The sequence below is a fragment of the Marinobacter alkalisoli genome, assembly GCF_045449855.1.
Taxonomy (GTDB): domain Bacteria; phylum Pseudomonadota; class Gammaproteobacteria; order Pseudomonadales; family Oleiphilaceae; genus Marinobacter.
This window is the reverse complement of the sequence record NZ_JBJJLC010000041.1, coordinates 91,003-111,952: the sequence shown is the minus strand read 5'-3', so window position 1 is coordinate 111,952 and position 20,950 is coordinate 91,003. Positions and strand designations below refer to the sequence as shown.

Sequence of the window (20,950 nt, the reverse complement as noted above, 5' to 3'; positions counted from 1 at the left end):
CTCGCTCAACTGATCGATCCGAAACAGCCGGTACCTTCCGGCGATACCCCCAGGCTTTCCCTGGGTAGTACGGTAATAAACGGTGGCAATTCAAATTGCTGGAAAAAGAACGGAATAATCAGCTGATGTTGAAAACCACTGACTTCACTTCTTACAAACGCGATATCCAGATAGTTCGCCTCCGGATCCGCCATCACACCGCCTGTAACAGTGAGGTAATCGAGGTTAATGAGGTCTTCTGAAAGATCCCGCAGCACCGGACTGTTGCCGGAGGATCCCGGCTCAGCAAACATTGCTACCCGCCGAATGGCGCTGTGCTCAACGGGACAGACAACAGCAACCCGGGCCGCCCGGCGGCTGGTTTCATCCAGCGTGTTCCACACAAACATCAGGCGGCCGAACTCAATGGCGGCAAACAGCAGGATGAAGAACATGGCCCCGACCAGTGCGAACTCCACGGTATGCAAACCGGACTGCGATCTGATGTTCATAGCGCCCTCATCTGCACAGTGCCGTTCATTTCAAAGGCCACGTCGATGGGATCCCCGCCGTAGAACGCGGGGATTCTTCCGACGATCGGCACGTAGTTGTATATGGCCCGGACCTCAACGTGAGTGGCGTCCGGGCTGGACACAATGACATCGCCAGTCGACCAGCCGGGAAGAAGGGGCTCACCGGCGCCCAAAGTATTCCCAAACACCACCAGGTTGCTTGTTTGTTGAACCAGGGCGCTATCGAGGAAGATCACCCCCACACTGCCGACCATGGCATGGGACGCGACGTGACGGGCGCCATCCTGGGTTGCACGGGTCATGGTATGATATTGATGGAATGCCCAGCCCAGCTCGCTCACAGCAAAGACCACCAACAGCAGTAGCGGCGCCGTCAGCATAAATTCCAGTACGGCGATGCCCTGTTGTCGTTTCCCTGTCCCGGGATATGCGTTCATGACTTCACTCCTTGTTTCGCCAATACCGCTCAGCTATCGAAGCTATCGGGATCCTTGTAGAGCTGGATAATGTGGGGACCAAGTCCGGTGCCGGGGTTCGGCCCCGGCGTTCCACTGCCGCCACAATCGTCCTTGAACTGGCCGTAGAACACGGCCTGCCCTGCCTGTTTCATCCGGTCCACCATGTAAAAACAGCTGAAGCCCAATAACTCCACCGAATCCTGCCCGTTGGCCAGTCCGTCACAGTTACCGACCGGCATGGTCAGGATTCGCCGGCCGGGCGCACCGCTAGGCGGCTGGTCCGGAACAACGCTCTCGTATTGCGATTCATACCAGTTCAGGTCGTAGGCGGGCATTGTCTGGTTGTTGTAATCGTCTTCCGTGTAGGTTTCATGGTTGGTAAACCAGTCGGGCGGGTAATCGTTCGAGTTCACCGGGCCGTTATAGATACCCAGGCGGGTGTTGATACCCTGAGCAAACGGACCGACGGTATTACCTGGCTCTGTTTCGATATCACCGTCACCACCCGTGGAAAGACAGGCGTCGAACTTTCCGGCTGCGGCTTCCCGCACATCGGCGCCACCGCTGCTACCATCAAGCCGAATCAGGTAGAAGTTGCCGTTACCCACCTCTGAAGTGGTGCCTGAACCGATTTTCAGCTGTTCCACCTCCCCCCGCGAATAACCAAAGGTAGTGCCAGGGGGGCTTTCTTCCTGCGGAGTTCCGCAGGCCATCATCGGCACAACATTGCAGGCTTTTTGCAGCGCCGGGCTTGGGCCGGCAACCGCAGTACCGGCGACCGCCAGCTCATCAATCCCGAGCACCGGAGCAAACCATTCTCCGACGTCATAGTTGGCCACACCTGCCCTGACGTAGTGCGCGGGTGTGGTACCGGCGACAAACGGATTCAGCGTGGAGGAGAATTCGAGCACCAGGCTGAGATCGCCATTGCTGGAAGCTGCCCCCAGCCCGGCGTTTCCTGGCGCGGCCACATTGGCCGCAAAGGTGGTATGGCCCGCACTGTCGGCTAATGCCGTGTTACCAGTTTGATCAAGCACCTTCGCTGCACTGAGCGCAGCGGCGTCCAGAGCATTCTGGAGTCGCGTCTTTTCCAGGTGAGCATTGCTGATATCCAGCGCGAGGGCGGCCATCCCGAGAATAGCCACCAGGGAAATAGCTGCCAGCGGCAAAATAGCACCTTGTTGTAAATGCCTGACCCCGTTTACCAGTACCATGACTCACCCTCCTGTCCAGCGCTGGAATCAGCGCTGGAGCCCAAGACCAACACCGCCGCTCATATCAGGATTCAGTCGCGTGGGGTTGCCGGTATCCTTGCGATAACTGTTGTATCCGGCTTCCGCTTTACGACCATCCAGCACCGGTAACTCCCGCGTTTGCTGATCCGGCGAAACGTACTTCTGGGCCGAGATCATCTGGCGCACCGAGTTACCGAACTGGTCCTCGGAACTGGGTGAGGCACATCCGACCATCAGCAAGCCTGCTGCCAGCCCTGCCACTACTGTTTTCCAATTGCGCTTGTAAGCTTCCATGGCTTCCACCTCAGAGTTCATGACCGAATTGTCCCTTCACACTTCCCTGCTGAGTCGACTTGGCACCGGTACCGGGCTCATGCCGGCCTTCGGTGTATCCCAACAGGTAAAACTCGAGATCGGACGGCTCCACAAAATAATCCGTCGGCAAGGTAAACCGATCACGATCCACTGGCTTGGCGAAGTGCGGTGTGACCAGAATCACCAGTTCGGTTTTACCCTTGACGAATTCCTGACTGCGGAACAGGTTGCCCAGCACTGGCAGGTCACCCAGACCGGGGAACTTGTCCACCCGCTCCCGCAGGCTTTCATTGATCAGGCCGGCTACCCCGATGGTCTGGCCATTAGCCAGCTCCACGGTGGACGATGCGCTGCGGCTGGTAAGTGCATTGACGAAGAAAGTGGCAGAGGTATTCGGTACATCAAGGGTGATCGAATTCTGATTGCTCAGCTCACTGACCTTGATGTTGAGCTTGAGGCTGATCATGTTGGAATCCAGCACCGTGGGCAGGAAACCCAGACTGACCCCAAACTCCTTGAACTCGATTTCGATACCGTCATCGCGACCGCTGCCGACGGGAATCGGGAACTCGCCCCCGGCGTGGAAGGTGGCTTCCTGACCTGTCAGAGTGGTCAATGTGGGTTCAGCCAGAACCTTTGCCAGGTTATTCTCCTGAGCGGCGTCGATCACCAGGTCAAACAGGGTATCCCCATCCAGGAAGCTGGCGAACAGGCCAGTGGTCTCGAACGTCATGGGTTCGCGCAGGATCTGGGTAGTGGGCACACCCCCCGATATGGTGTCAAACCCGCCTCCGGTGAGAAACGCTCCGGAGGGCGCCAGCGCCGTTCCGTTGTTACCGGCGCCAATCGTCAGGAGGGAGTTCGCATTGACCGCCTCAAACTTGGCGCCAATGCGCTTGAGGAAATCCCTTGAAACTTCGGCCACCTGAACCTCCAGCATGACCTGCTGCGCTCCACCCACCTGCATCATATTGAGCACTTTGCCTTCTTCACCGCCCTGATAACTGCCGGCGAGATCAAGTGCCGCCATCATGCGGGCGGTACTGCTTACCTCACCGCTCAGGATGATGGCCTCCTGCGACGACCGTACCTCGATCTCCTCATCCGGCAGGATCTGATGAAGCTTCGATTTCAGACTTTCCAGGTCATGACCGACTTCAATGCCAACGGCGCTGACCACCTGATTGTCGTTATCCCACAGGGTCACGTTGGTTGTCCCCAGCTTCTTGCCCACGACGTAGAGTTGCCGCGAGCGCAGAATCAGGATATCGGCGATTTCCGGGTTGCCAACGGAGATCTTTGCTACCGGCTGCTCCAGGTAGAGAATCTGGGACTGGTTCAGGGCCACTTCCACAACCTGCCTGTCCATCCCGCTCGCGAGCATGACCTGAGCGCGGGCCCCCACCGGAAACACCAGTACGCACATCAAAGCCAGGCTGATCAGATAGCCTTCCAGCGATAAATTCCGCACCTTTATTATCATGGTCACTCTCCCCTGTTTTACTTCCTGTCCGGCTGCCACAATCCACTGGCAACCGCCACACCACAAATTCAATTACATGGATACCTTCGACGTGCTGACTTCCGTGCCACGAATGATCGTGACACTGGATGAAGTGGCAACCACTCGCCGTGGCGCAGGTTTCGGCGCCGGCGGCGCTTTCGCCACGACTTCCTCTTTTACCGGCTCCGGCTCAAGCGCCGGACGCATGGTGTCGTCCAATGGATTCCGCAAGGCCAACTGCACTACCCCTTCCTGAGTCGCTTTGATCAGCTCTTCAGCTTCATCCGAGCTCAGTTCCAGGGTGACCGCCCGCACAATCACCGGCTTGTCTTTTTCAGGTGATGCGGTCTGGTCCACCGCCAGTACCTTGACGTTTTCCAGCAGGGTCCGGGACTGATAGCGGCGGTTTCCATTGGGGATGGCAGACACAACGTCTACCCGGTTACCCGGCATCAGGAAGCCCGCCACGCCGATCACGTCGTTCACCCGGACAGTCACCGCCCGTTTGTTGGGTTCAATCACGGCCGACAGCGCACTGCCCCCACCAAAGGCGACCACCTTCTCCTTCAGGATCACTTCACCCGGGTAGATGGTGGTCATGGCGACCGTGCTCTGGATGGCTTCCGGTTCCTGGTAGGCGCCGGATGGCACCATGGACCTGGGCATATTGGTGACTTTCAGGTCACTGACTTCCACCTTCTTACCGAAAGGAATCTGCAGTGCCGCCACCACCACCGGGACACCGTCATCCGTGGCTGGCGAGGCAAAGCGATCCACGGCCCAGCCCCTGGCCAAGTAGGCGGCGCCAAGCCCCATCAGCAGTGCAAAAGTAAGCATGAGTAAAGTTCTTGACTTGAACATAGCGGTCACCCCACGTTATCCATGTGTACGAAGTAGTTTTGCCAGGCCCATCGGATGGACTCCCGGCTGAGCCTGGCCGGTAACCCGCGATACCGGCAGTAATCACTGACCAGACCGAGCAGGTCCCGGGGGTGACAGGGCAGCAGGACGTTGTCCTGCTTCGGGTATAGCTCTGTCATCATGATCCGGGTAACTTCAGGATCGTTTTCGATCGCCATCTCCTGGCAGACCTGTTGCCATAACCGTAGATACGATTCCGGCTCCAGGGTTTTAAACCCGATTTTGTGTCCAATCCGGCGCAGGAAGGCTTCGTCTGCCAACTCGAGCGGATTCAGGTTGGTGGAAAAGATCAACAGCATGTCGAACGGAACAGCGAAGTGCTGCCCCGCCCTCAGATTCAGGAAGTCCCGCTTCTCCTCCATGGGAACGATCCAGCGGTTCAGCAGATCCATATGGGACACCCGCTGCCTGCCCAGGTCATCAATCAACAGCATGCCGTTGCTGGCCTTGAGCTGTATGGGCGCCTGGTACTGTTTCCGCTGTTCATCGAACTTCAGGTCCAGCATATCCAGAGTCAGCTCACCACCGGTGGTGACCTCAGGGCGATGGCACAGAACGTATCGGGGATCATGGCCGCTGGTGAGGTGAACCGGGTCCTGCTCCTCGCCATGAACCGGATGATGGAACTCCGGATCAAACAGGCTGATGACGGTATCGCCCACCAAGATGGCGTAAGGGACGTAGACCGGACCGGCAAGCAACCTGACCAGTTGGCGGGAGATATAGCTCTTGCCACTGCCAGCCGGACCGTAGATAAAGATGGCGCGACCGGAATGAACCGCCGGGCCGAGTTGGGCCAACAGGCGCTCCTCCACCACAGTATCGCGGAACAGCCGGTGGATATCCTCTTCGGTCACAACGCATCTGGATACCGACTGGCGCCGAACCAACGCTCCGTAATCCGCCAGTAAAACCGGAGCCGGGCCGCAGTATCCGTCACGTGATAACGCATCCAGCGCCACCGCGCGCCCCCGGTCGGTGAGGGCATAACGAAGGCCTTTACCGGAGAGGTTCTCACTGCGGCTTTCCACCTTGGCTTCCTGCCGCAGCAGGTTTATCACCGGCTCCAGCACGGCGCCGGGCAGTGCCATATGTCGGGATAACTGTTGCAGAGTCTGATTGCTGACCAGGTTAAGATGCTTCAGCAACAGATCCGCCACGAAGAAGTGATCCAGGCCAGTATCCTCAAGGGTGTGCGGCCTGGAAATCATTCTGGTTGCCAGGTAATCGACGCCCCAGTCTTCAGAGGGTATGAGTTCGGCTTCCATTGCTCACTCCTTTTGAATTCCTTGCGGACTTGACCGCTAGATGATTGCCAAGACAGTCCCGCAGGCGATTGCTAATGCGTAGGGGAACCGTAATCCGGCTGCTTCACCAGGAGCTGGGGGGATATACTGGAGTTGACCTGCTACCATCAACATCAACATTGAATGGTAGCGGCGAATCATCATTAACAAACCGCCCTTCGCCGTGATATAAGCTAACCCAATAACACCGCCCACCATCATTGTAATAAGCGCAGCCAAGAAGACATTCACCGGACCGAGAAAGGCGCCAACACCAGCAAGGAGTTTTACATCTCCACCGCCCATGGCACCAAAGATATGAAGAGGCAGGAAACACAGTAATCCCACCGCTATTCCGATTATTCCTGTTCCCAAACCACTTCCATGCCCACTCCAGGTTTGAAGTATCAACCCGGCACAAGCAATGCCAACAGTCAGCCAATTTGGGATCCTTCGCTTAGTCGCATCTATCAAGACAGCAAGACTTAGCCCAACAATCAGTGCAATTAAGAATAAGTTATCCATATCTACAAACCGGTGCTTGACGGAGTAAGTAGAACTGCAACAGCAGCAGCCCTACTTACTCACGCTCTAGTGGATCATGCAGTCGTAATCTTGCTTGCGATCAAATTGATGCCGTCTCTGATGTTCTCTCCAAGCAATGTAAACGCAGCCACTGCTCCAAGAACAATCAGAGACCCGGCCACCGCATACTCCGACAGCTCCAGGCCTTCCTCATCACGAATAAACTGAACTACTTTTTCCTTGAAGTTTTTCATTTTGTTACTCCTGCAGTCGTTAGACGAGCTTCCTTGGTTGTACAGCCACCATTCCGTGCGCTGTACCAACGATCATAGGAAGGACCAGGATTAACCGTTAGGAGTATTCTGATGAAAAAATAGGAGGATCTTGCAAACCCGGTCAGAGTTTGACCGGGTCACTGACTGAAAGCTGGAAAGGGAGGGCAGCCTCGCCACGGGCGGTAAGCCACTTATGGCGATACTGGGTCGGCGTCATGCCGGTGTGTCGGTAGAACATCTTGGTGAAATGGGAGGCGTCATGGAAACCGACGGACCAGCAAACGTCCATGATGGTGGCGCTGTTGTTGTGCAACAACGTGGTCGCCTTTTCAATGCGGCGCCGCATGATGTAATCCTGGAAGGTAATGCCGTACACCCGCTTGAACGCCCTGCTCAGCTGATAGCTGTTGGTGCCGCACAGATCGGCTATGTCCGCCTGCATCAGTTTGTCGGCCAGGTGTTGCTCAATGTAGGAGGCTGCGGATTCAACTACTTTGTCCTCACCGCGGTGCTTCTGGAAGCGGGCGTCGTCGGGCAGGGGCTGCTTCTGATGGATCGTGTTGCGGCGGTCGCGGTTCGAGGATTCCGCCAGAAGCCGATCCAACCGGTTGAGGGATTCAACCACCGTGCCCTCGTTAACCGGCTTTACAAAGTAATCCCAGACCCGGGTTCGCAGGGCCCAAACGGCCAGGGCCTCTGAGTGCTGTTCGGTAAACATCACCATCGGTACTGAGGCAAAGCTTCGTTTCGCCTCACTCAGCATCGAGAGGCTGGGTATGTCCGGAAAGTCGAACTCAAAACAGGTGATATAGCGCCCTTCGGGTGCATAAACTCCCCCAAGATCGTCCTGCTTCGATACATAGACCAGCGGGAAGCGCCGCTCAATCACCCTGACAACCGCCGGGTCTGCCCCATACTGCGTGGCATCCACCAGCACAACGGTAGCTTTTTCCATTCCTACAACCCCTTCTTCCTGCTTGTTTTGGGTTGCCTTCCTTGCTGACTCACCAGTTCCTTCCGGATCGGGGGAACAACATGTACGTTTGTTAATATTTTTGTGACGCGCCTCTCATTGATAGGTAATGCATCTAGACATGTCAAGAATACTGATACGATTTAACAATCTTTGAACTTTAAACGCATAAGGGCCGCACTTATGAGCGGCCCTTATGCGATTCCATCACAAACTTGGACTGGCGGCACGCCTCATCCAAGATTCTTTTTTACGAACTTCTGAATCTCACCAACAATGCCCGACTGGAAGGCGATAACGGTCAGCACAAAGATGCCCCCCAGGATGGGGTCTACCCAATCCCCCAGCGGGCCCTGGGACAACTGGTACTCCAGGTTGACTACGAACGTGGCGCCAAAGACCGGCCCCAGAAGCGTGCCTGTTCCGCCCAGCAGGGTCATCAGGATAACCTCGCCCGACATATGCCAGTGCGCATCATTCAGCGAAGCGAGCTGGAAGACGACGGTTTTCACGGAACCCGCCAACCCGGCCAGCCCAGCAGACATGACAAACGCCAGCACCTTGTACTGGTTGACGTTATAACCCAGGGACACCGCCCGGGGCTCGTTCTGCTTGATGGCCTTGAGAACCTGACCGAAAGGCGACCCGACAACCCTCTGTACCAGCAGGTAGCCCCCCAGGAAAACAGCCAGCACGAAATAGTACATCGCCAGGTTATTTTCCAGGTCAATAAACCCGAACAGGTAGCCCCTGGGCACACCGTGCATGCCGTCCTCACCACCTGTAAACGGCGCCTGAACGAACATGAAGTACACCAGTTGGGCCAGTGCCAGGGTGATCATCGCAAAATAGATACCTTGCCGGCGTATGGCCACCAGGGCGAAAAACACACCCAGCACGGTAGCGGCAACGGTGCCCACGATGATGCCCATTTCCGTTGTCAACCCGGAATAGTTGGACAGCAGGTAGCCGGTGGTATAGCTCCCGGTCGCCAGGAATGCCGCGTGCCCGAACGACAGCAAGCCAGTGAAGCCCAGCAGCAGGTTGAACGCCACCGCGAACAGGGCAAAACACAGGATCTTCATCAGGAAGACTGGATACATCACCGCCGGCGCAACCAGCAGTAGGGCCAGCAACACCAGGTTGAGTATGTGTTTGCGACGTTGATCCGCTTTCTGCTGTTGCAGCACGGTCTTCTGGATATCGCTCTGGTTGACAGGGTTGTCCATGATTACGCCTCCTTACCGAACAGGCCCGACGGGCGAATCAACAACACAACAACCATCACCAGGAAGATGACCGCCGAGGAGAACTCGGGGTAGAAAACCTTGGTAAAGCCTTCAATGACCCCCATCAGCAAGCCGGTAATAATGGCGCCCGCTATGGACCCCATGCCGCCGATGACAACCACCGCAAACACCACGATCAGAATGTTCGACCCCATGCCCGGATTCACGGAATAGATCGGCGCTGCCAGGACACCGGCGAAGGCGGCGATCATGACGCCAAAACCGTAGGTCAGGCTCACCAGTAAAGGCACGTTAATGCCAAACCCCTGCATCAGCTGGGCGTCTTCGGTGCCAGCTCTCAGATAGGATCCCAGCTTGGTTTTCTCAATCATGAACCAGGTGCCAAAACAGACCAGCAGTGCCATGAAAATGACCCAGGCCCGGTAATACGGCAGGAACATGAAATCCAGTTTGAACCCGCCCTGGAAGATGTCCGGCATGGAGTAACGCATGCCGGATACCCCGTAAATATTGGTCAGGATGCCCTGGATCATCAGGGCCACGCCGAACGTGAGCAGCAGGCTGTAGATATGGTCCTGGCCGGCAATCCGACGCAGCAGGAAATACTCAATCAGCATACCAAAACAGCCAACCACCACAGGGGCCAGGAACAGGGCGACCCAGTAGTTGATGCCCATGGCATCAAACATAATGACCGTGACCATCGCGCCGAGCATATACATAGCGCCATGGGCAAAGTTAATGATTTTGAGCAGGCCGAATATAACCGCCAGCCCAAGGCTCAACAGGGCATAGAACGCACCGTTGATTATCCCGAGCAATAGCTGGCCGAACAGCACAGCAACGGGAACTCCCAGAATCATGGACATGTTGCAAACTCCAAAAGCAGTGCAAACCCGGTTGCTGGTCTGCGAATCTGCAGGTTCCAGAGTTCGCCCCGCCGGGGTTGCGGGGCGAACCGTTGGTCAATACCTCAGTTCTTGGATACGAGTGAACACTGGCTCTCGGACAGCGGGCGGTATGCCTCGTCTCCCGGGATAGTGCGGACAATCTTGTAGAGATCCCACTCGTTCTCGGACTCTTCCGGAGTTTTCACTTCCGCCAGGTACATGTCGTGCACCATGCGGCCGTCTTCGCGGATCTTGCCGTTGGTGGCAAACATATCGTTGATGGGGGTTGCCATCATTTGCTTGCGCACGGTCTGTGCGTCGTCAGATCCGGTTTCCTTCACTGCGTTGAGGTACTGCACGGTGCTGGAGTAGATACCCGCATGCACCATGGTCGGGCGTACGCCGGTTTCTTCCATGAAGCGGTCGGACCATTTCCGGGTCTCTTCGTTCATGTCCCAGTACCAGCCAGTGGTCAGCTGAATTCCCTGAGCTGATTCAACACCCAACGCGTGTACGTCGGTGAGGAACAGCAACAGGGCGGCCAGGGTCTGACCGGACTGGGTCAGGCCAAACTCACCGGCGGTGGTGATGGCATTCGTGGTATCGGAGCCGGCATTCGCCAGAGCGACCACATCCGCGCCGGATGACTGTGCCTGCAGGATGTAGGAAGAGAAATCCGATGTCGGGAATGGATGGCGGGCAGTCTTGATCACCTTACCACCATTTTCCTCGACCACTTTGGTAACGTCCCCTTCCAGGGCGTGACCAAAGGCGTAATCCGCCGTCAGGATAAACCACTCTTTACCACCCTCCTGCACAACGGCTTTTGCGGTGCCGTTCGCCAGTGGGTATGTGTCGTAAACGTAGTGGATATGGTTCGGGGTGCAGTGCTCGTTGGTAATGCTGGAGGCCGCAGAGCCGGACACAATCCCCAGGCTGTCGTTTTCCTGCAGGAGCTTGGTCACTGCGATCGTGACGGAAGAGGCCACCAGGCCGGCAACCATATCCACGTCTTCGTTCTCAAGCCAGCGTCTTACGGTGCTGGATGAGGAATCCGGGTTGTTCCGGTCATCGGCGCTGACGACTTCAATCTTGGCGCCGTTGACTTCACCGCCAAAATCGGCAATCGCCATCTCAAGGGCTTTCAGACCGTTGGGGCCTGCCAGATCACGGTAGGTACCCGACATATCCGCCAGATAACCGATTTTCACGGTTTCATCAGAAATTTCGGCCTGGGCGCTCCCTACCATCATGGCTGAGGCAATCGCTGTTGTGAGGAGCTTTTTCATAATTGTCATTGTTGTATCTCCGCTACTGTCATTGCGTTGGTTGTATCGGGTTGTTGGTTGTTGCTTTTTGCTCTTATCTACCGGGCTTCAAACGCCCAGGTAGTTGTCCAGCATCGACTGCTTGGCCTCAAGCTCGTCGGCGCTGATTTCCTCCACAATCTGGCCGTGCTCCATCACGTAGTGACGGTCCGCCAGGGGTGCGGCGAAATGAAAGTTCTGTTCCACCAGGACAATCGTCAAGCCCTTGTTCTTGAGCTTGATCAGCACTTCTCCCAGTTTCTCGACAATCACCGGGGCCAGGCCCTCGGTGATTTCATCCAGCAGCAGCATATTGGCGCCGGTCCTTAGGATGCGCGCCATGGCCAGCATCTGCTGCTCACCGCCGGACAGTTTGGTGCCCTGGCTGAAACGACGCTCGTACAGGTTCGGGAACATGCTGTAGATTTCTTCCAGACTCATGCCGCCGCTGCGTACCACAGGGGGCAGGGTCAGGTTTTCCTGGACGTTGAGTGCGGAAAAAATGCCCCGGTGTTCGGGGCAATACCCAACACCCAACCTGGCAATATGGTGGGGCTGACAGCTCATGGTTTCGTTGCCGTTGATCATGATCGAGCCGGTGCGGCGGCCGACCATGTTCATGATGGCTTTCAGCGTTGTACTGCGCCCTGCCCCGTTGCGCCCCAACAGGGTAACCAGTTCGCCACGGTGCACCACCAAATCGATGCCGTGGAGAACGTGGGATTCACCGTAGAAGGCGTGAAGCCCGGAAACTCTGAGTTGTTCGTATTCTTTGTCCGACCCCAGACTCATTCGACTGCCTCCTGAGTGCTCTTCGCGGTCCCCATGTAGACTTCCCGCACACGGGGATCCTCGGAGACTTCCTGATATTCCCCTTCCGTCAGCACGGCCCCCTGGGCCAGAACGGTAATCCGGTCACACAGCTTGCTGACCACCCCGAGGTTGTGCTCGACCATCAGCACCGTCCGCCCTTCGGCGGCCTTGCGCACCAGCTCCACGACCCGTTCCACGTCTTCGCTGCCCATGCCCTGGGTTGGCTCATCGAGCAACAGCAACTCCGGCTCCATGGCGAGCGTGGTGGCCAGCTCCAGGGCACGTTTCCGGCCATAAGCGAGCTCAACCGTGGTGGTGTTGGCGAATTCGGTGAGCCCTACAGAGTCCAGCAGTTCCATGCAGCGCTCGTTCAGTTTGTTCAGGCTGCCTCCCGACTTCCAGAACTGGAAGGTGTTGCCCTCAAAACTCTGTAACGCCACACGAATGTTTTCCAGTGCGGTCATATGGGGGAAAACCGCCGAAATCTGGAAGGAACGGACCACGCCCCTGCGGGCGATGGCGGCGGACTTCAGTGCGGTGATGTCCTTGCCGTTGAACAGGATTGTGCCTCGTGTCGGGGGGAGAAACTTGGTCAACAGGTTGAAGACGGTCGTCTTACCCGCGCCGTTTGGCCCGATCAGGGCATGGATATGGCCGCGCTGAACCTTGAGGTTCACGTCGTCGACTGCAACGAAGCCTTTGAATTCTTTCACAAGGCCGCGGGTCTCAAGTACGAACTGGTCACTCATGGTGACATCCCACCTTTTGTTATTGTTGTACATGAAAACTATTGTCACAGATTAGGTTAACGTATACGTAAACGTCAATATTAATCTGTGGATTTTTCAGCGCTCAGCCCGCCCAGGAATTCACACACCAGATGCACCATCTCCTCAGGGTGTTCCAGGTGCGGTGAGTGCCCGGTTTCCGGTAGAAAAACCGGTGTGGCCGAATCACCAATTCCCTCGACAATCACTGTCACCTGTGCGGGAACGCCATATTCATCATCCTCTCCCTGAATGATCATAGACGGGCACTGGATGGCGTCCAGCCAATGGCTGAAATCCATGTAATCCTGGAACCCCTCGTCCAGCCAGACGGTTTGCCAGGCATCAAAAATGTCATCGGTGCGTTCGCCGTGGTGGCGCAGCAATTTCTCGCGCAGCCCTTCTTCCCGATAGCGGGTTTGCATCTCCTGGATGCCGGAGACGGTCAGATGATCCGCCCAGGTATGGGCCGCCATGGTGATTAACCCTTTCACCCGATCACCGAGGGCCCCGGCGGCAATCAGTGCTATCGAACCGCCGTCACTGTGGCCAATCAGGATGACTTCCGGTAGTTCAAGCGCGTCCAGCAGGCGCGGTAACCAGACAGAGCCCTCTTCCTCCTGATAGGAGTACGGTCGTGGTAGCACTTCATCCGTGGACAGGCCGTAGCCCCGACGTTCATAGATGAGGGCATTCAGCCCTGACGCCTTGGCCAGGCGCTCCGGAAATTTCCGCCACAAGGCAATATTGCCGAGAGACTCGTGTAAAAAAACCAGGGTTGGGCCAGTGCTGGCTTCATGGCGAATTCGCCGGACCTGAAGCGCCACACCATCGCCCAAAGGCACCGACATATCACGAATCTGCATGGCGTTACCGATTGGGTGGAATGGAATAGGTCATGGTGGAATGGGCCACCGGTTCCTCGACCCCTTCGGAATATACGAACACCTCGCCAACCCCCATAGTGCGCCCTACTTTCAACATCGTTGCCCGGGCCCATATCGGGGCATGGGCGACCGGTTTGCGCAGGAAGTTGATATTGAGATTGGTGGTCACCGCCAGCGGTACCAGGCCAATCTTGCTGAGCAGTGCAGCATAAAGCGTGACATCCGCCAGCCCCATCATGGCCGGGCCAGAGACAGTTCCGCCCGGGCGCAGGTGCTCTTCATCCACTTCCAGCTTCATCTCGGCCCAGCCGTCCCCGAGTTTCTGCAGGGAGCCATAAGCGGCCCCCTGCGGAAACTGCTCATCAAGGAAGGCCTGCAGCTCTTCAAATGTAATGATCATGCGTCGGATTCGTCCTTTGCACGGTTACGCAGAACAAAGCGCTGAATCTTGCCGCTGGGCGTCTTTGGAAGCTCGTCCACGAACTCGATCTCACGGGGATAGGCGTGGGTTGAAAGCCTGCGGCGAACCAGCTCCTGAAGTTCGTCCTTCAGCGCCTGGTCGTCGGCCGGCTCCTGGCCACCCTTGATCACCACGTAGGCCTTGATGATGGATCCGCGTTTCTCATCCGGTTTACCAACCACACCGGACTCGGCAACCGCGGCGTGCTCCAGTAACGTGCTCTCCACATCGGCAGGGCCAACCCGGTAGCCGGCCGTGGTAATGATGTCATCATCGCGGCCGCTGAATGAGAAGCTACCGTCGCCGTGGCAGATCACCATGTCGCCGGTCAGGTAATAGCCGTTCACAAACGGGTCTTTCTCACCCCAGGTGTAGCCGTCGAAGTGGAACAGGGGGGACGCTTTCACATCCACGGCCAGCTGGCCGATCTCACCCTCGCCGACTTCTTCGTTCTTCTCGTTCAGGGCCACCACTTTATGACCGGGGGACGAGTAGCCCATGGAACCCTGGCGCACCGGATGCTCAAGGCCATGGAAGTTGCAGCAGGTCATGCCGGTCTCGGTCTGACCGTAGTGATCCTTGACCGGACAGTAATGGCGGTTCTTGATCCAGTTAACCACTTCCGGGTTCAGCGGTTCACCGGCGCTGCTGGCAACTCTGAGCCCGAGGTTCTCACCTTCCGGCAAGACGTGATCATTGGCCTTGAGCAAGCGGTACGCTGTGGGCGCAGCCGCCAGGTTGGTGATCTTGTATTTGCGGATCATGTCGTAGGTGGATTCCGGGGTAAAAGCACCCGGGTTGAAATGGGTGGCGTGGCCCATCAACAGCGGTCCGACCACTGCGTAGTACAGGCCATAGGCCCAGCCCGGGTCAGCCACGTTCCAGAACACGTCGTCATCCCGCAGGTCGATGGCGTACTTCATGTACACATAGAACGCCATCAGTGCGCGGGCCGGAACAGCCACGCCTTTGGCCTTGCCCACGGTGCCGGAGGTGAACATCTGCAGGAAGGGATCGGTGCCGCTGATCATCACGGGCTCAAACTCGGGGGACTGCTCTTCCAAGGTCTGGTCGAAATCGGGTATTTCGGACCCAGCCTGATCTGCTTCCAGGCACAGCACCGGCGGGCACTGGTTAACTTCCTTCAGCTTGGGATAGTTCGTCGGATCGGTCACCACCAGTTTTGTATCGGCGCGCTCCAGGCGATACTCGATGGCGCCGGAGCCAAACGCGGTAAACAAGGGCTGGTATACCGCTCCGGCGCGCAGGGCACCGGCAATCACCACCAGCAACTCGGGGCTGCGTGGCAACAGACCAGCCACCCGGTCACCCTTGCCGATACCCCGTGACTTCAGGTAATTCGCAAAGCGGGCGGATTTTTCTTTCAGCTCCGCAAAGGTCAGGACGCCGTCTCCGCCATCATCCTTTTCGTAATAAAGCGCCACTCTTTGTGGGTCCGCCGCCCACTTGTCGCAGATTTCGTGGCATACGTTCAGCCCGGATTCCAGGCGTCCATCCAGGATCTCCGCTTCCAGGGCTGCGGCATCAAAATTGTTATAAACCGTTGTGTATTCCGGGAGGCTCATTCTCAACTCCTGTTGTTTTTATCGTTGAATGCTGACTTCTAGGTTTAACACAGGGTCTTGTTTACGTAAAGGTAAACTTTAGACCAAAAAATCAGGTTCCCGAGTCGTCTTAGAAACGATCAGGAGGCGTGGCCGCTGGTCAGTATGTGGTGCAATCCGTCGCACTCCACCATGGGGTCGTCACAGTTCACCACGATGTCGGATCGGGCGATCACATAGCTCTTGCCGGTGATGTTGTTTTTCACCACCTGATGCTCGCCTTCCTGTTTCACTCCGGTGAACTCGCCGATAAAGCCGGTCTCCCGGAGGGATACCGTTTCCAAACGGTCCCCCGGCTTGATACGCCCTTCGTAGTTCATCAACGCCAGACGAGCAGAGGTGCCGGTACCGGTGGTGCTGCGACAGATCACGCCCGGATGCACGTAAGTGGCCGACCTTGACCGGTAGTACCCTTCGGCCACATGTTCCACCGGCCCCATGAAGTGCAGGAACGGCAGCGGACCAACATCACCGAGGGTGTAATGGGAGAACCCCCGCTCCGCCTGAATGGCCTCGACAATAGCGTGCGCGGTGTTGGCAAGCTTGCGCTCTTCGTCCAGGGTCAGGTCGAACCCCAGTTCCGTGGCATCCACCAGCGCATAGAAGCCTCCGCTGTATGCCACGCTGTAAGTCACCCGGCCCACCGCCGGCACATCGATAGTGGACTGGTAGGTGTCAATGTAGCTGGGCAGCCCCTCGCAGGTAATGGCTTCCACCACACCGTTTTCTACGGTGGCGTCGATCCGGACCAATCCGGCCGGGGACTCCAGCACAAAGCTCTGCCTGCCTTCTTTCTTGGCAACAATGCCGCTTTCCAGTACCGCCGTGGCGGTGCAAATGGTGTTGGACCCGGAATAAATCGGGTACCCCATCACTTCCATGATGATATAACCGGCAACCGCTTTCGGGTCTGATGGCGGGACCAGCAGGTCCACTGACATCTCCGGAATGCCGTACGGTTCTTCCAATAGCAGTTTTCTCAGCCCGTCGGCATCGTCCCGCAGATATTCCATCTGCGCCCGGACCGTGTCGCCGGGTAACGCATCAATGCCGCCGGTCACAATACGGCTGACATCGCCGCCGGCATGGGTATCCATCAGTTGAATCGTCAGTTCGGGCTTCATCAGGCGCTCTCCAAGGACCAGGGTTTGCCGTGCTCTTCCCACTGAGAGTCGGGAACAATCACGATCTTGCCGAGATAATTGCTACCCCGGTTCACAAAGTAACGCTCGGCCTGATGCAGTTCCGAGAGCCTGAAAGCACCGTGCAGGACCGGTTTGAGCTGTCCGCCGCGAATCCACGCCATGAGTTGCTCCGCTTCCTCCCGGGTACCGTGGGAAACGCCGAATATCTGCACCTGATACAGGTAGATACGGGTCCACAGGATCTCGCTGATATTGCCGCCACTGGCACCGGCGATGCTCAGGCGCGGGTAGGTATCGCGGGCATTCATATCGAAGATCATGGTGTCGATAAACACGTCGGTCATTTCACCACCCACGAGATCCATGACCGCATCGAAGGGCTTGCCGCCGGTCGCAGCTTTGGCCCGATCAACGAAGGTGTCCATATCGGATCGATCCAGAACCGCCTCCGCGCCCAGAGTGAGCAGTGAATCGGCCTTATCCTGCTGGCTCAGTGCGTAGGGAATCGCGCCCATGATCCGGCACAACTGGATCAGTGCGGTGCCTACACCGCCACTGGCCCCGGTGACCAGCACCCGCTCCCCTGCCCTGACATTGGCGGAGGTCAGCATGTGCATGGCGGTCTGGTAGGAACACATGCCCATCGCCGCCACTTCTGCGTCCGCCAGTTCAGGGTTGGGAATAGGGTGAAACTGGTCCGCGGGCAACGCAACGTATTCGGCGTAGCCACCATCGGCGCCGTGGCCGTAATAGTCCGGCGTCAGGTTGATGTCGGGACGATCATCGGCGTAGATGTTGAAATCCAGTAGGCCCCGCTCACCGATGCGGCTTTCGTCGACACCTTCACCCACGGCAACAACCCTGCCGGCAATATCCGCGCCCTGAATCCTGGGGAACAGCAGAGTCGGCTCACCGCCCATCTGGAACGAAGTCATTTCGCCTTTCTTGGTGGGGTACAGGCCCTCGCGGGCCTTGCGGTCGGTATTGTTCTTCGCCGTTGCAGTGACCTGAACCAGCACCTGCCCCGCGCCGGGCTTCGGCGTGGTGACGTCCTGATATTCGAGTTTGTCGATATCACCGTGACCGGTAAGAACCATGGCTTTCATGGTGTTCGGGATCATGGGCGGGCAATCCTCCCTGGCTGCTGAATTTAGGGTATTCAGTCAGGATAGGTTAGATTCCCGGAGGTGTCAGGGGGTGTTGCGGGTATCCGCAACGAACTAGCGGGCGATCACCCTGTAGACCGGACGCAGGCGGGGAATCTGCTTGAGGACCACCTGAATCACCGTCATCAGCGGCACCGCCAGCAGCACACCCACCGGCCCCCAAAGCCAGCCCCAGAAAAAGATGGAGACAAAGATCACCACCGGGTTGATCGCCATGCGGAAACCATGGATCCAGGGTTCAATGAAGAAACCAACGACCGTGGTCAGTCCCAGGTAACCGAGAGGCGCGATCGCCATCATCCACAGCTTGTCGAGGCTGATCGCCGAGACCACCGCCAGCAGCGCGATGGTAAGGATTACCCCCAGATAGGGAATGAAGCGGGCCAGTGCTGCCACGATGCCCCACACCGCCGGGTCCGGAAGACCTACGGCCCAGCACATCAGCCCGGTGGTGACACCAACCACCAGATTGCTTAACCCGAGCACCCCGAGATACTTTGCAATCTGACTTTGGGAATCGTGGGTAATACGCAACGCCGTTTTGCGTTGTTCGCGGGGTAGCTGTCTCACCAGGTTCCGAATCAGGCGGTCGCCGCCAACCAGCAAAAAATACGTCAGGGCCAGAGCGAGCGCGAGGCCGGCGACGCCATTCCGGGCCTTGGTCATCAGTTGGCTACGCCAGGACTCGGTCTGCAACACAACAGTTGTAGGCTTCTCCGCCTCCTCTTCCGACAGATCCTCAACCGATTTCTCCACTTCCTTGGCCGACCTGGACACCCGCTCGATCTGTTGCTTAAAGGTGCTCTCGCCCACCAATAGCCTGGAAATGCCCTCTGGCGCCTTCCCGACCCAATCCAGAGCGGGCATGGCAACGGCAACCCCCACCCCGGCAAGACCGGCAAGCACCATCAATACCAGCAACAGTGAACTGACCATGCGCGGCACACGCCATTTGACGTAAGCCTTCTTGACCAGCGGCGCGAGCAACAAACTGGTCAACACTGCCAGGATAATGGGCAGTACAATTTGATGCGCCAGGTAAAGGGTGTAGAGAACCCCGAGCGCAAACAACCCGTGAATAGGCGTTGAAAGGTCGGACGAAAACAGGGGGCGCTTGTTCTCGTCTTCCGGTTCGTTCTGTTTAGAGTGGCCGTCCATGATGAACCCTGAGCTCGTGTCAGTAATCCCGCCCGGAGAAACGCCGGGCCGGTATCAAACGGCCAGTCTACCCTGCGCGGAGCCGGGCTGCATTATGGAGGGGGTTACGCGGCCGGTTTGCCCGGCGCAAAAAGCAGGCGAATCAGATCTGTCACAACGCCTGGCTTGGCTGTTGCGGTTTCAAGAAACGCTGAAGTGCTCTGGAATGAAAAAAGGCTCCAATGAGCATGCCGAAGCCCACGAGCGTAACAATCACCCGCAGGGTGTTGAAGGTTTTCATATCAGTTCCTTTGAAGGTTGCATCCTGGTCCGATAACGGCTTGTTTTCGGGAACGGGGAATTATACGTGGATATTATCCCGAGCGATCCGGGCTCGTCTCGGCAAGCATCTCAAAGACTATGGAATGGCGACCTGTATCCCTCAGGCAAGTTGTTAATCCGCATCCAATGTTCAGGCTTGCCATACTCTCGACAATTAATGCAGCGTAATTTCCCGTCCTCATAGAACTCAATTTCAAGCTCGCCCCATGTATCGTTGGTACTACTGGCTTCACAGCCATCTTCCGAGTTGGGAGTAAACATATTGTAGATTTCATGGCGGCCACAATGATGAAATGTGTTGGGAAGTGAGCTCCCCAACACGTTAATCATGAACATACCCGCTTTCGAGATCGTTACTTTTGGTGGCTTGTTAAAGCGTCTCTCATGGTCCCGATAATGCGCCACGAACCTGTCATCGGCTTCCAAATCATAGTCTGGGTAGTAGACGCCCCAATTCGCTTCAGGTACCGGGATCAGCTCAGAACTCTCCCAAATGACGGGGTTTATTAGGAAAGGAAGTACCAATACAACGATGACTAGCCCAAATACCGGCGTTCGGCGCTGCCAAGCGGTGCTCAGTGCCGGCAGAAGCTGAATCACTAACCCAATCCACCCCATTGCCAGGCAGACCGATAGCGCGGCTCGATCTCCCAACAACAACGAAACGAATACAGCTGGCAGCGCAATCACCCCGATTACAACACCTTTGCCAACCAGCGTTGTCTTCCCCTGATCACGGAAAGGCACATTGAAAATAACGCCCAACCAGCCTGCCAGGCTACTCAGGAAAAAAACGACGAGGAAACCAATATCCAGAATGGGGTTCTCGATCTCCAGGAGAGTCCGTCCGGGCGATCCCATCAACATTGTTGCGAAATAGCTGACAAGAACAATCGTTGAAGGTAATAGAAAAAAGGCTGAAATATACTGCATGAAAAAACGTCCTTGTTCTCCACGGGCGGACGGCGATGAATTTCCCCTCCGCCTCCATATGCTCACTGAACAGCAGCGATATTGGGAGACCGCTGAAGGTAGTTATCGATATCCAACTTTCCGGTATTGGTAGCGTATGCGACTGACTGCCCTCTGTTTCTGGCAGCGAACTCCCACTGGACTCCAGTCGGTAACGGAGGCTATTACCAACCAAGGCACAAGTA

General features: G+C 56.9%; 23 protein-coding genes. All 23 read right to left on the bottom strand.

Translation table 11 applies throughout. The features are described 5' to 3' along the window. Positions 1 to 5: 5 nt before the first annotated feature. The 23 genes from ACJO5Y_RS16165 to ACJO5Y_RS16055 all read right to left on the bottom strand — a co-directional run bounded on the left by ACJO5Y_RS16165 (position 6) and on the right by ACJO5Y_RS16055 (position 20,726). Positions 6 to 491, bottom strand: coding sequence for a TadE/TadG family type IV pilus assembly protein (locus ACJO5Y_RS16165; RefSeq protein WP_406988650.1), 486 nt, complete (start codon positions 489 to 491; stop codon positions 6 to 8). Further along, positions 488 to 949, bottom strand: a complete 462-nt coding sequence (locus ACJO5Y_RS16160; RefSeq protein WP_406988648.1) for a TadE family protein — start codon at positions 947 to 949, stop codon at positions 488 to 490. Before ACJO5Y_RS16160 ends, ACJO5Y_RS16165 begins: the two co-directional genes overlap by 4 nt. A gap of 29 nt (positions 950 to 978) precedes the next feature. Next, complete coding sequence (locus ACJO5Y_RS16155; RefSeq protein WP_406988647.1) at positions 979 to 2,184, bottom strand: Tad domain-containing protein; 1,206 nt, start codon at positions 2,182 to 2,184, stop codon at positions 979 to 981. A 27-nt stretch (positions 2,185 to 2,211) separates the two neighbouring features. After that, positions 2,212 to 2,520, bottom strand: a complete 309-nt coding sequence (locus tag ACJO5Y_RS16150; protein WP_406988646.1) for a hypothetical protein — start codon at positions 2,518 to 2,520, stop codon at positions 2,212 to 2,214. Continuing rightward, entirely contained in the window at positions 2,510 to 4,003 is a 1,494-nt protein-coding gene (locus ACJO5Y_RS16145; protein WP_406988645.1) for a type II and III secretion system protein family protein, read from the bottom strand. The genes ACJO5Y_RS16150 and ACJO5Y_RS16145 overlap by 11 nt, the downstream gene beginning before the upstream one ends. Positions 4,004 to 4,075: 72 nt before the next feature. Beyond that, a complete protein-coding gene (gene cpaB / locus ACJO5Y_RS16140) occupies positions 4,076 to 4,861 on the bottom strand; it encodes a Flp pilus assembly protein CpaB (protein WP_406988644.1) in 786 nt (261 codons plus the stop codon). 29 nt (positions 4,862 to 4,890) lie between these two features. Continuing rightward, complete coding sequence (locus tag ACJO5Y_RS16135) at positions 4,891 to 6,213, bottom strand: DUF8689 domain-containing protein (RefSeq protein WP_406988643.1); 1,323 nt, start codon at positions 6,211 to 6,213, stop codon at positions 4,891 to 4,893. 36 nt (positions 6,214 to 6,249) lie between these two features. Then, complete coding sequence (locus ACJO5Y_RS16130; RefSeq protein ID WP_406988641.1) at positions 6,250 to 6,756, bottom strand: A24 family peptidase; 507 nt, start codon at positions 6,754 to 6,756, stop codon at positions 6,250 to 6,252. Between the two features lie 74 nt (positions 6,757 to 6,830). Then, a complete protein-coding gene (locus tag ACJO5Y_RS16125; protein ID WP_406988640.1) occupies positions 6,831 to 7,010 on the bottom strand; it encodes a Flp family type IVb pilin in 180 nt (59 codons plus the stop codon). 142 nt (positions 7,011 to 7,152) lie between these two features. After that, positions 7,153 to 7,986 carry a helix-turn-helix domain-containing protein gene (locus ACJO5Y_RS16120; protein WP_406988638.1) on the bottom strand — a complete coding sequence of 278 codons (834 nt, stop codon included), beginning with the start codon at positions 7,984 to 7,986 and terminating at the stop codon, positions 7,153 to 7,155. A gap of 251 nt (positions 7,987 to 8,237) precedes the next feature. After that, a complete protein-coding gene (locus ACJO5Y_RS16115) occupies positions 8,238 to 9,233 on the bottom strand; it encodes a branched-chain amino acid ABC transporter permease (protein ID WP_406988636.1) in 996 nt (331 codons plus the stop codon). 2 nt (positions 9,234 to 9,235) lie between these two features. Continuing rightward, a complete protein-coding gene (locus ACJO5Y_RS16110) occupies positions 9,236 to 10,123 on the bottom strand; it encodes a branched-chain amino acid ABC transporter permease (RefSeq protein WP_406988635.1) in 888 nt (295 codons plus the stop codon). Positions 10,124 to 10,227: 104 nt separating this feature from the next. Next, complete coding sequence (locus ACJO5Y_RS16105) at positions 10,228 to 11,442, bottom strand: ABC transporter substrate-binding protein (protein ID WP_406988634.1); 1,215 nt, start codon at positions 11,440 to 11,442, stop codon at positions 10,228 to 10,230. A gap of 78 nt (positions 11,443 to 11,520) precedes the next feature. Then, the gene (locus ACJO5Y_RS16100) at positions 11,521 to 12,243 is read right to left on the bottom strand and encodes an ABC transporter ATP-binding protein (protein ID WP_406988633.1); all 723 of its coding nucleotides are present in this window, start codon (positions 12,241 to 12,243) and stop codon (positions 11,521 to 11,523) included. Further along, positions 12,240 to 13,013: an ABC transporter ATP-binding protein gene (locus ACJO5Y_RS16095; RefSeq protein WP_406988631.1), complete on the bottom strand. Its 774-nt coding sequence runs from the start codon at positions 13,011 to 13,013 to the stop codon at positions 12,240 to 12,242. The genes ACJO5Y_RS16100 and ACJO5Y_RS16095 overlap by 4 nt, the downstream gene beginning before the upstream one ends. An 80-nt stretch (positions 13,014 to 13,093) precedes the next feature. Continuing rightward, entirely contained in the window at positions 13,094 to 13,897 is an 804-nt protein-coding gene (locus tag ACJO5Y_RS16090) for an alpha/beta fold hydrolase (RefSeq protein WP_406988629.1), read from the bottom strand. 4 nt (positions 13,898 to 13,901) lie between these two features. Then, on the bottom strand, positions 13,902 to 14,318 hold the full coding sequence (locus ACJO5Y_RS16085) for a PaaI family thioesterase (protein ID WP_406988628.1): 417 nt from the start codon (positions 14,316 to 14,318) through the stop codon (positions 13,902 to 13,904). Continuing rightward, positions 14,315 to 15,964 (bottom strand): AMP-binding protein, encoded by a 1,650-nt coding sequence (locus tag ACJO5Y_RS16080; RefSeq protein ID WP_406988626.1) that lies wholly within the window; start codon positions 15,962 to 15,964, stop codon positions 14,315 to 14,317. Before ACJO5Y_RS16080 ends, ACJO5Y_RS16085 begins: the two co-directional genes overlap by 4 nt. Positions 15,965 to 16,083: 119 nt before the next feature. Further along, the gene (locus ACJO5Y_RS16075) at positions 16,084 to 17,127 is read right to left on the bottom strand and encodes a proline racemase family protein (RefSeq protein WP_406988624.1); all 1,044 of its coding nucleotides are present in this window, start codon (positions 17,125 to 17,127) and stop codon (positions 16,084 to 16,086) included. Continuing rightward, positions 17,127 to 18,269 (bottom strand): zinc-binding dehydrogenase, encoded by a 1,143-nt coding sequence (locus ACJO5Y_RS16070; RefSeq protein ID WP_406988623.1) that lies wholly within the window; start codon positions 18,267 to 18,269, stop codon positions 17,127 to 17,129. The genes ACJO5Y_RS16075 and ACJO5Y_RS16070 overlap by 1 nt, the downstream gene beginning before the upstream one ends. Before the next feature lie 99 nt (positions 18,270 to 18,368). Next, a complete protein-coding gene (locus ACJO5Y_RS16065; RefSeq protein WP_406988621.1) occupies positions 18,369 to 19,472 on the bottom strand; it encodes an AI-2E family transporter in 1,104 nt (367 codons plus the stop codon). Between the two features lie 151 nt (positions 19,473 to 19,623). Beyond that, positions 19,624 to 19,752 (bottom strand): hypothetical protein, encoded by a 129-nt coding sequence (locus ACJO5Y_RS16060; RefSeq protein ID WP_406988619.1) that lies wholly within the window; start codon positions 19,750 to 19,752, stop codon positions 19,624 to 19,626. A 110-nt stretch (positions 19,753 to 19,862) separates the two neighbouring features. Continuing rightward, positions 19,863 to 20,726: a hypothetical protein gene (locus ACJO5Y_RS16055; protein ID WP_406988617.1), complete on the bottom strand. Its 864-nt coding sequence runs from the start codon at positions 20,724 to 20,726 to the stop codon at positions 19,863 to 19,865. Between the last annotated feature and the right edge of the window lie 224 nt (positions 20,727 to 20,950).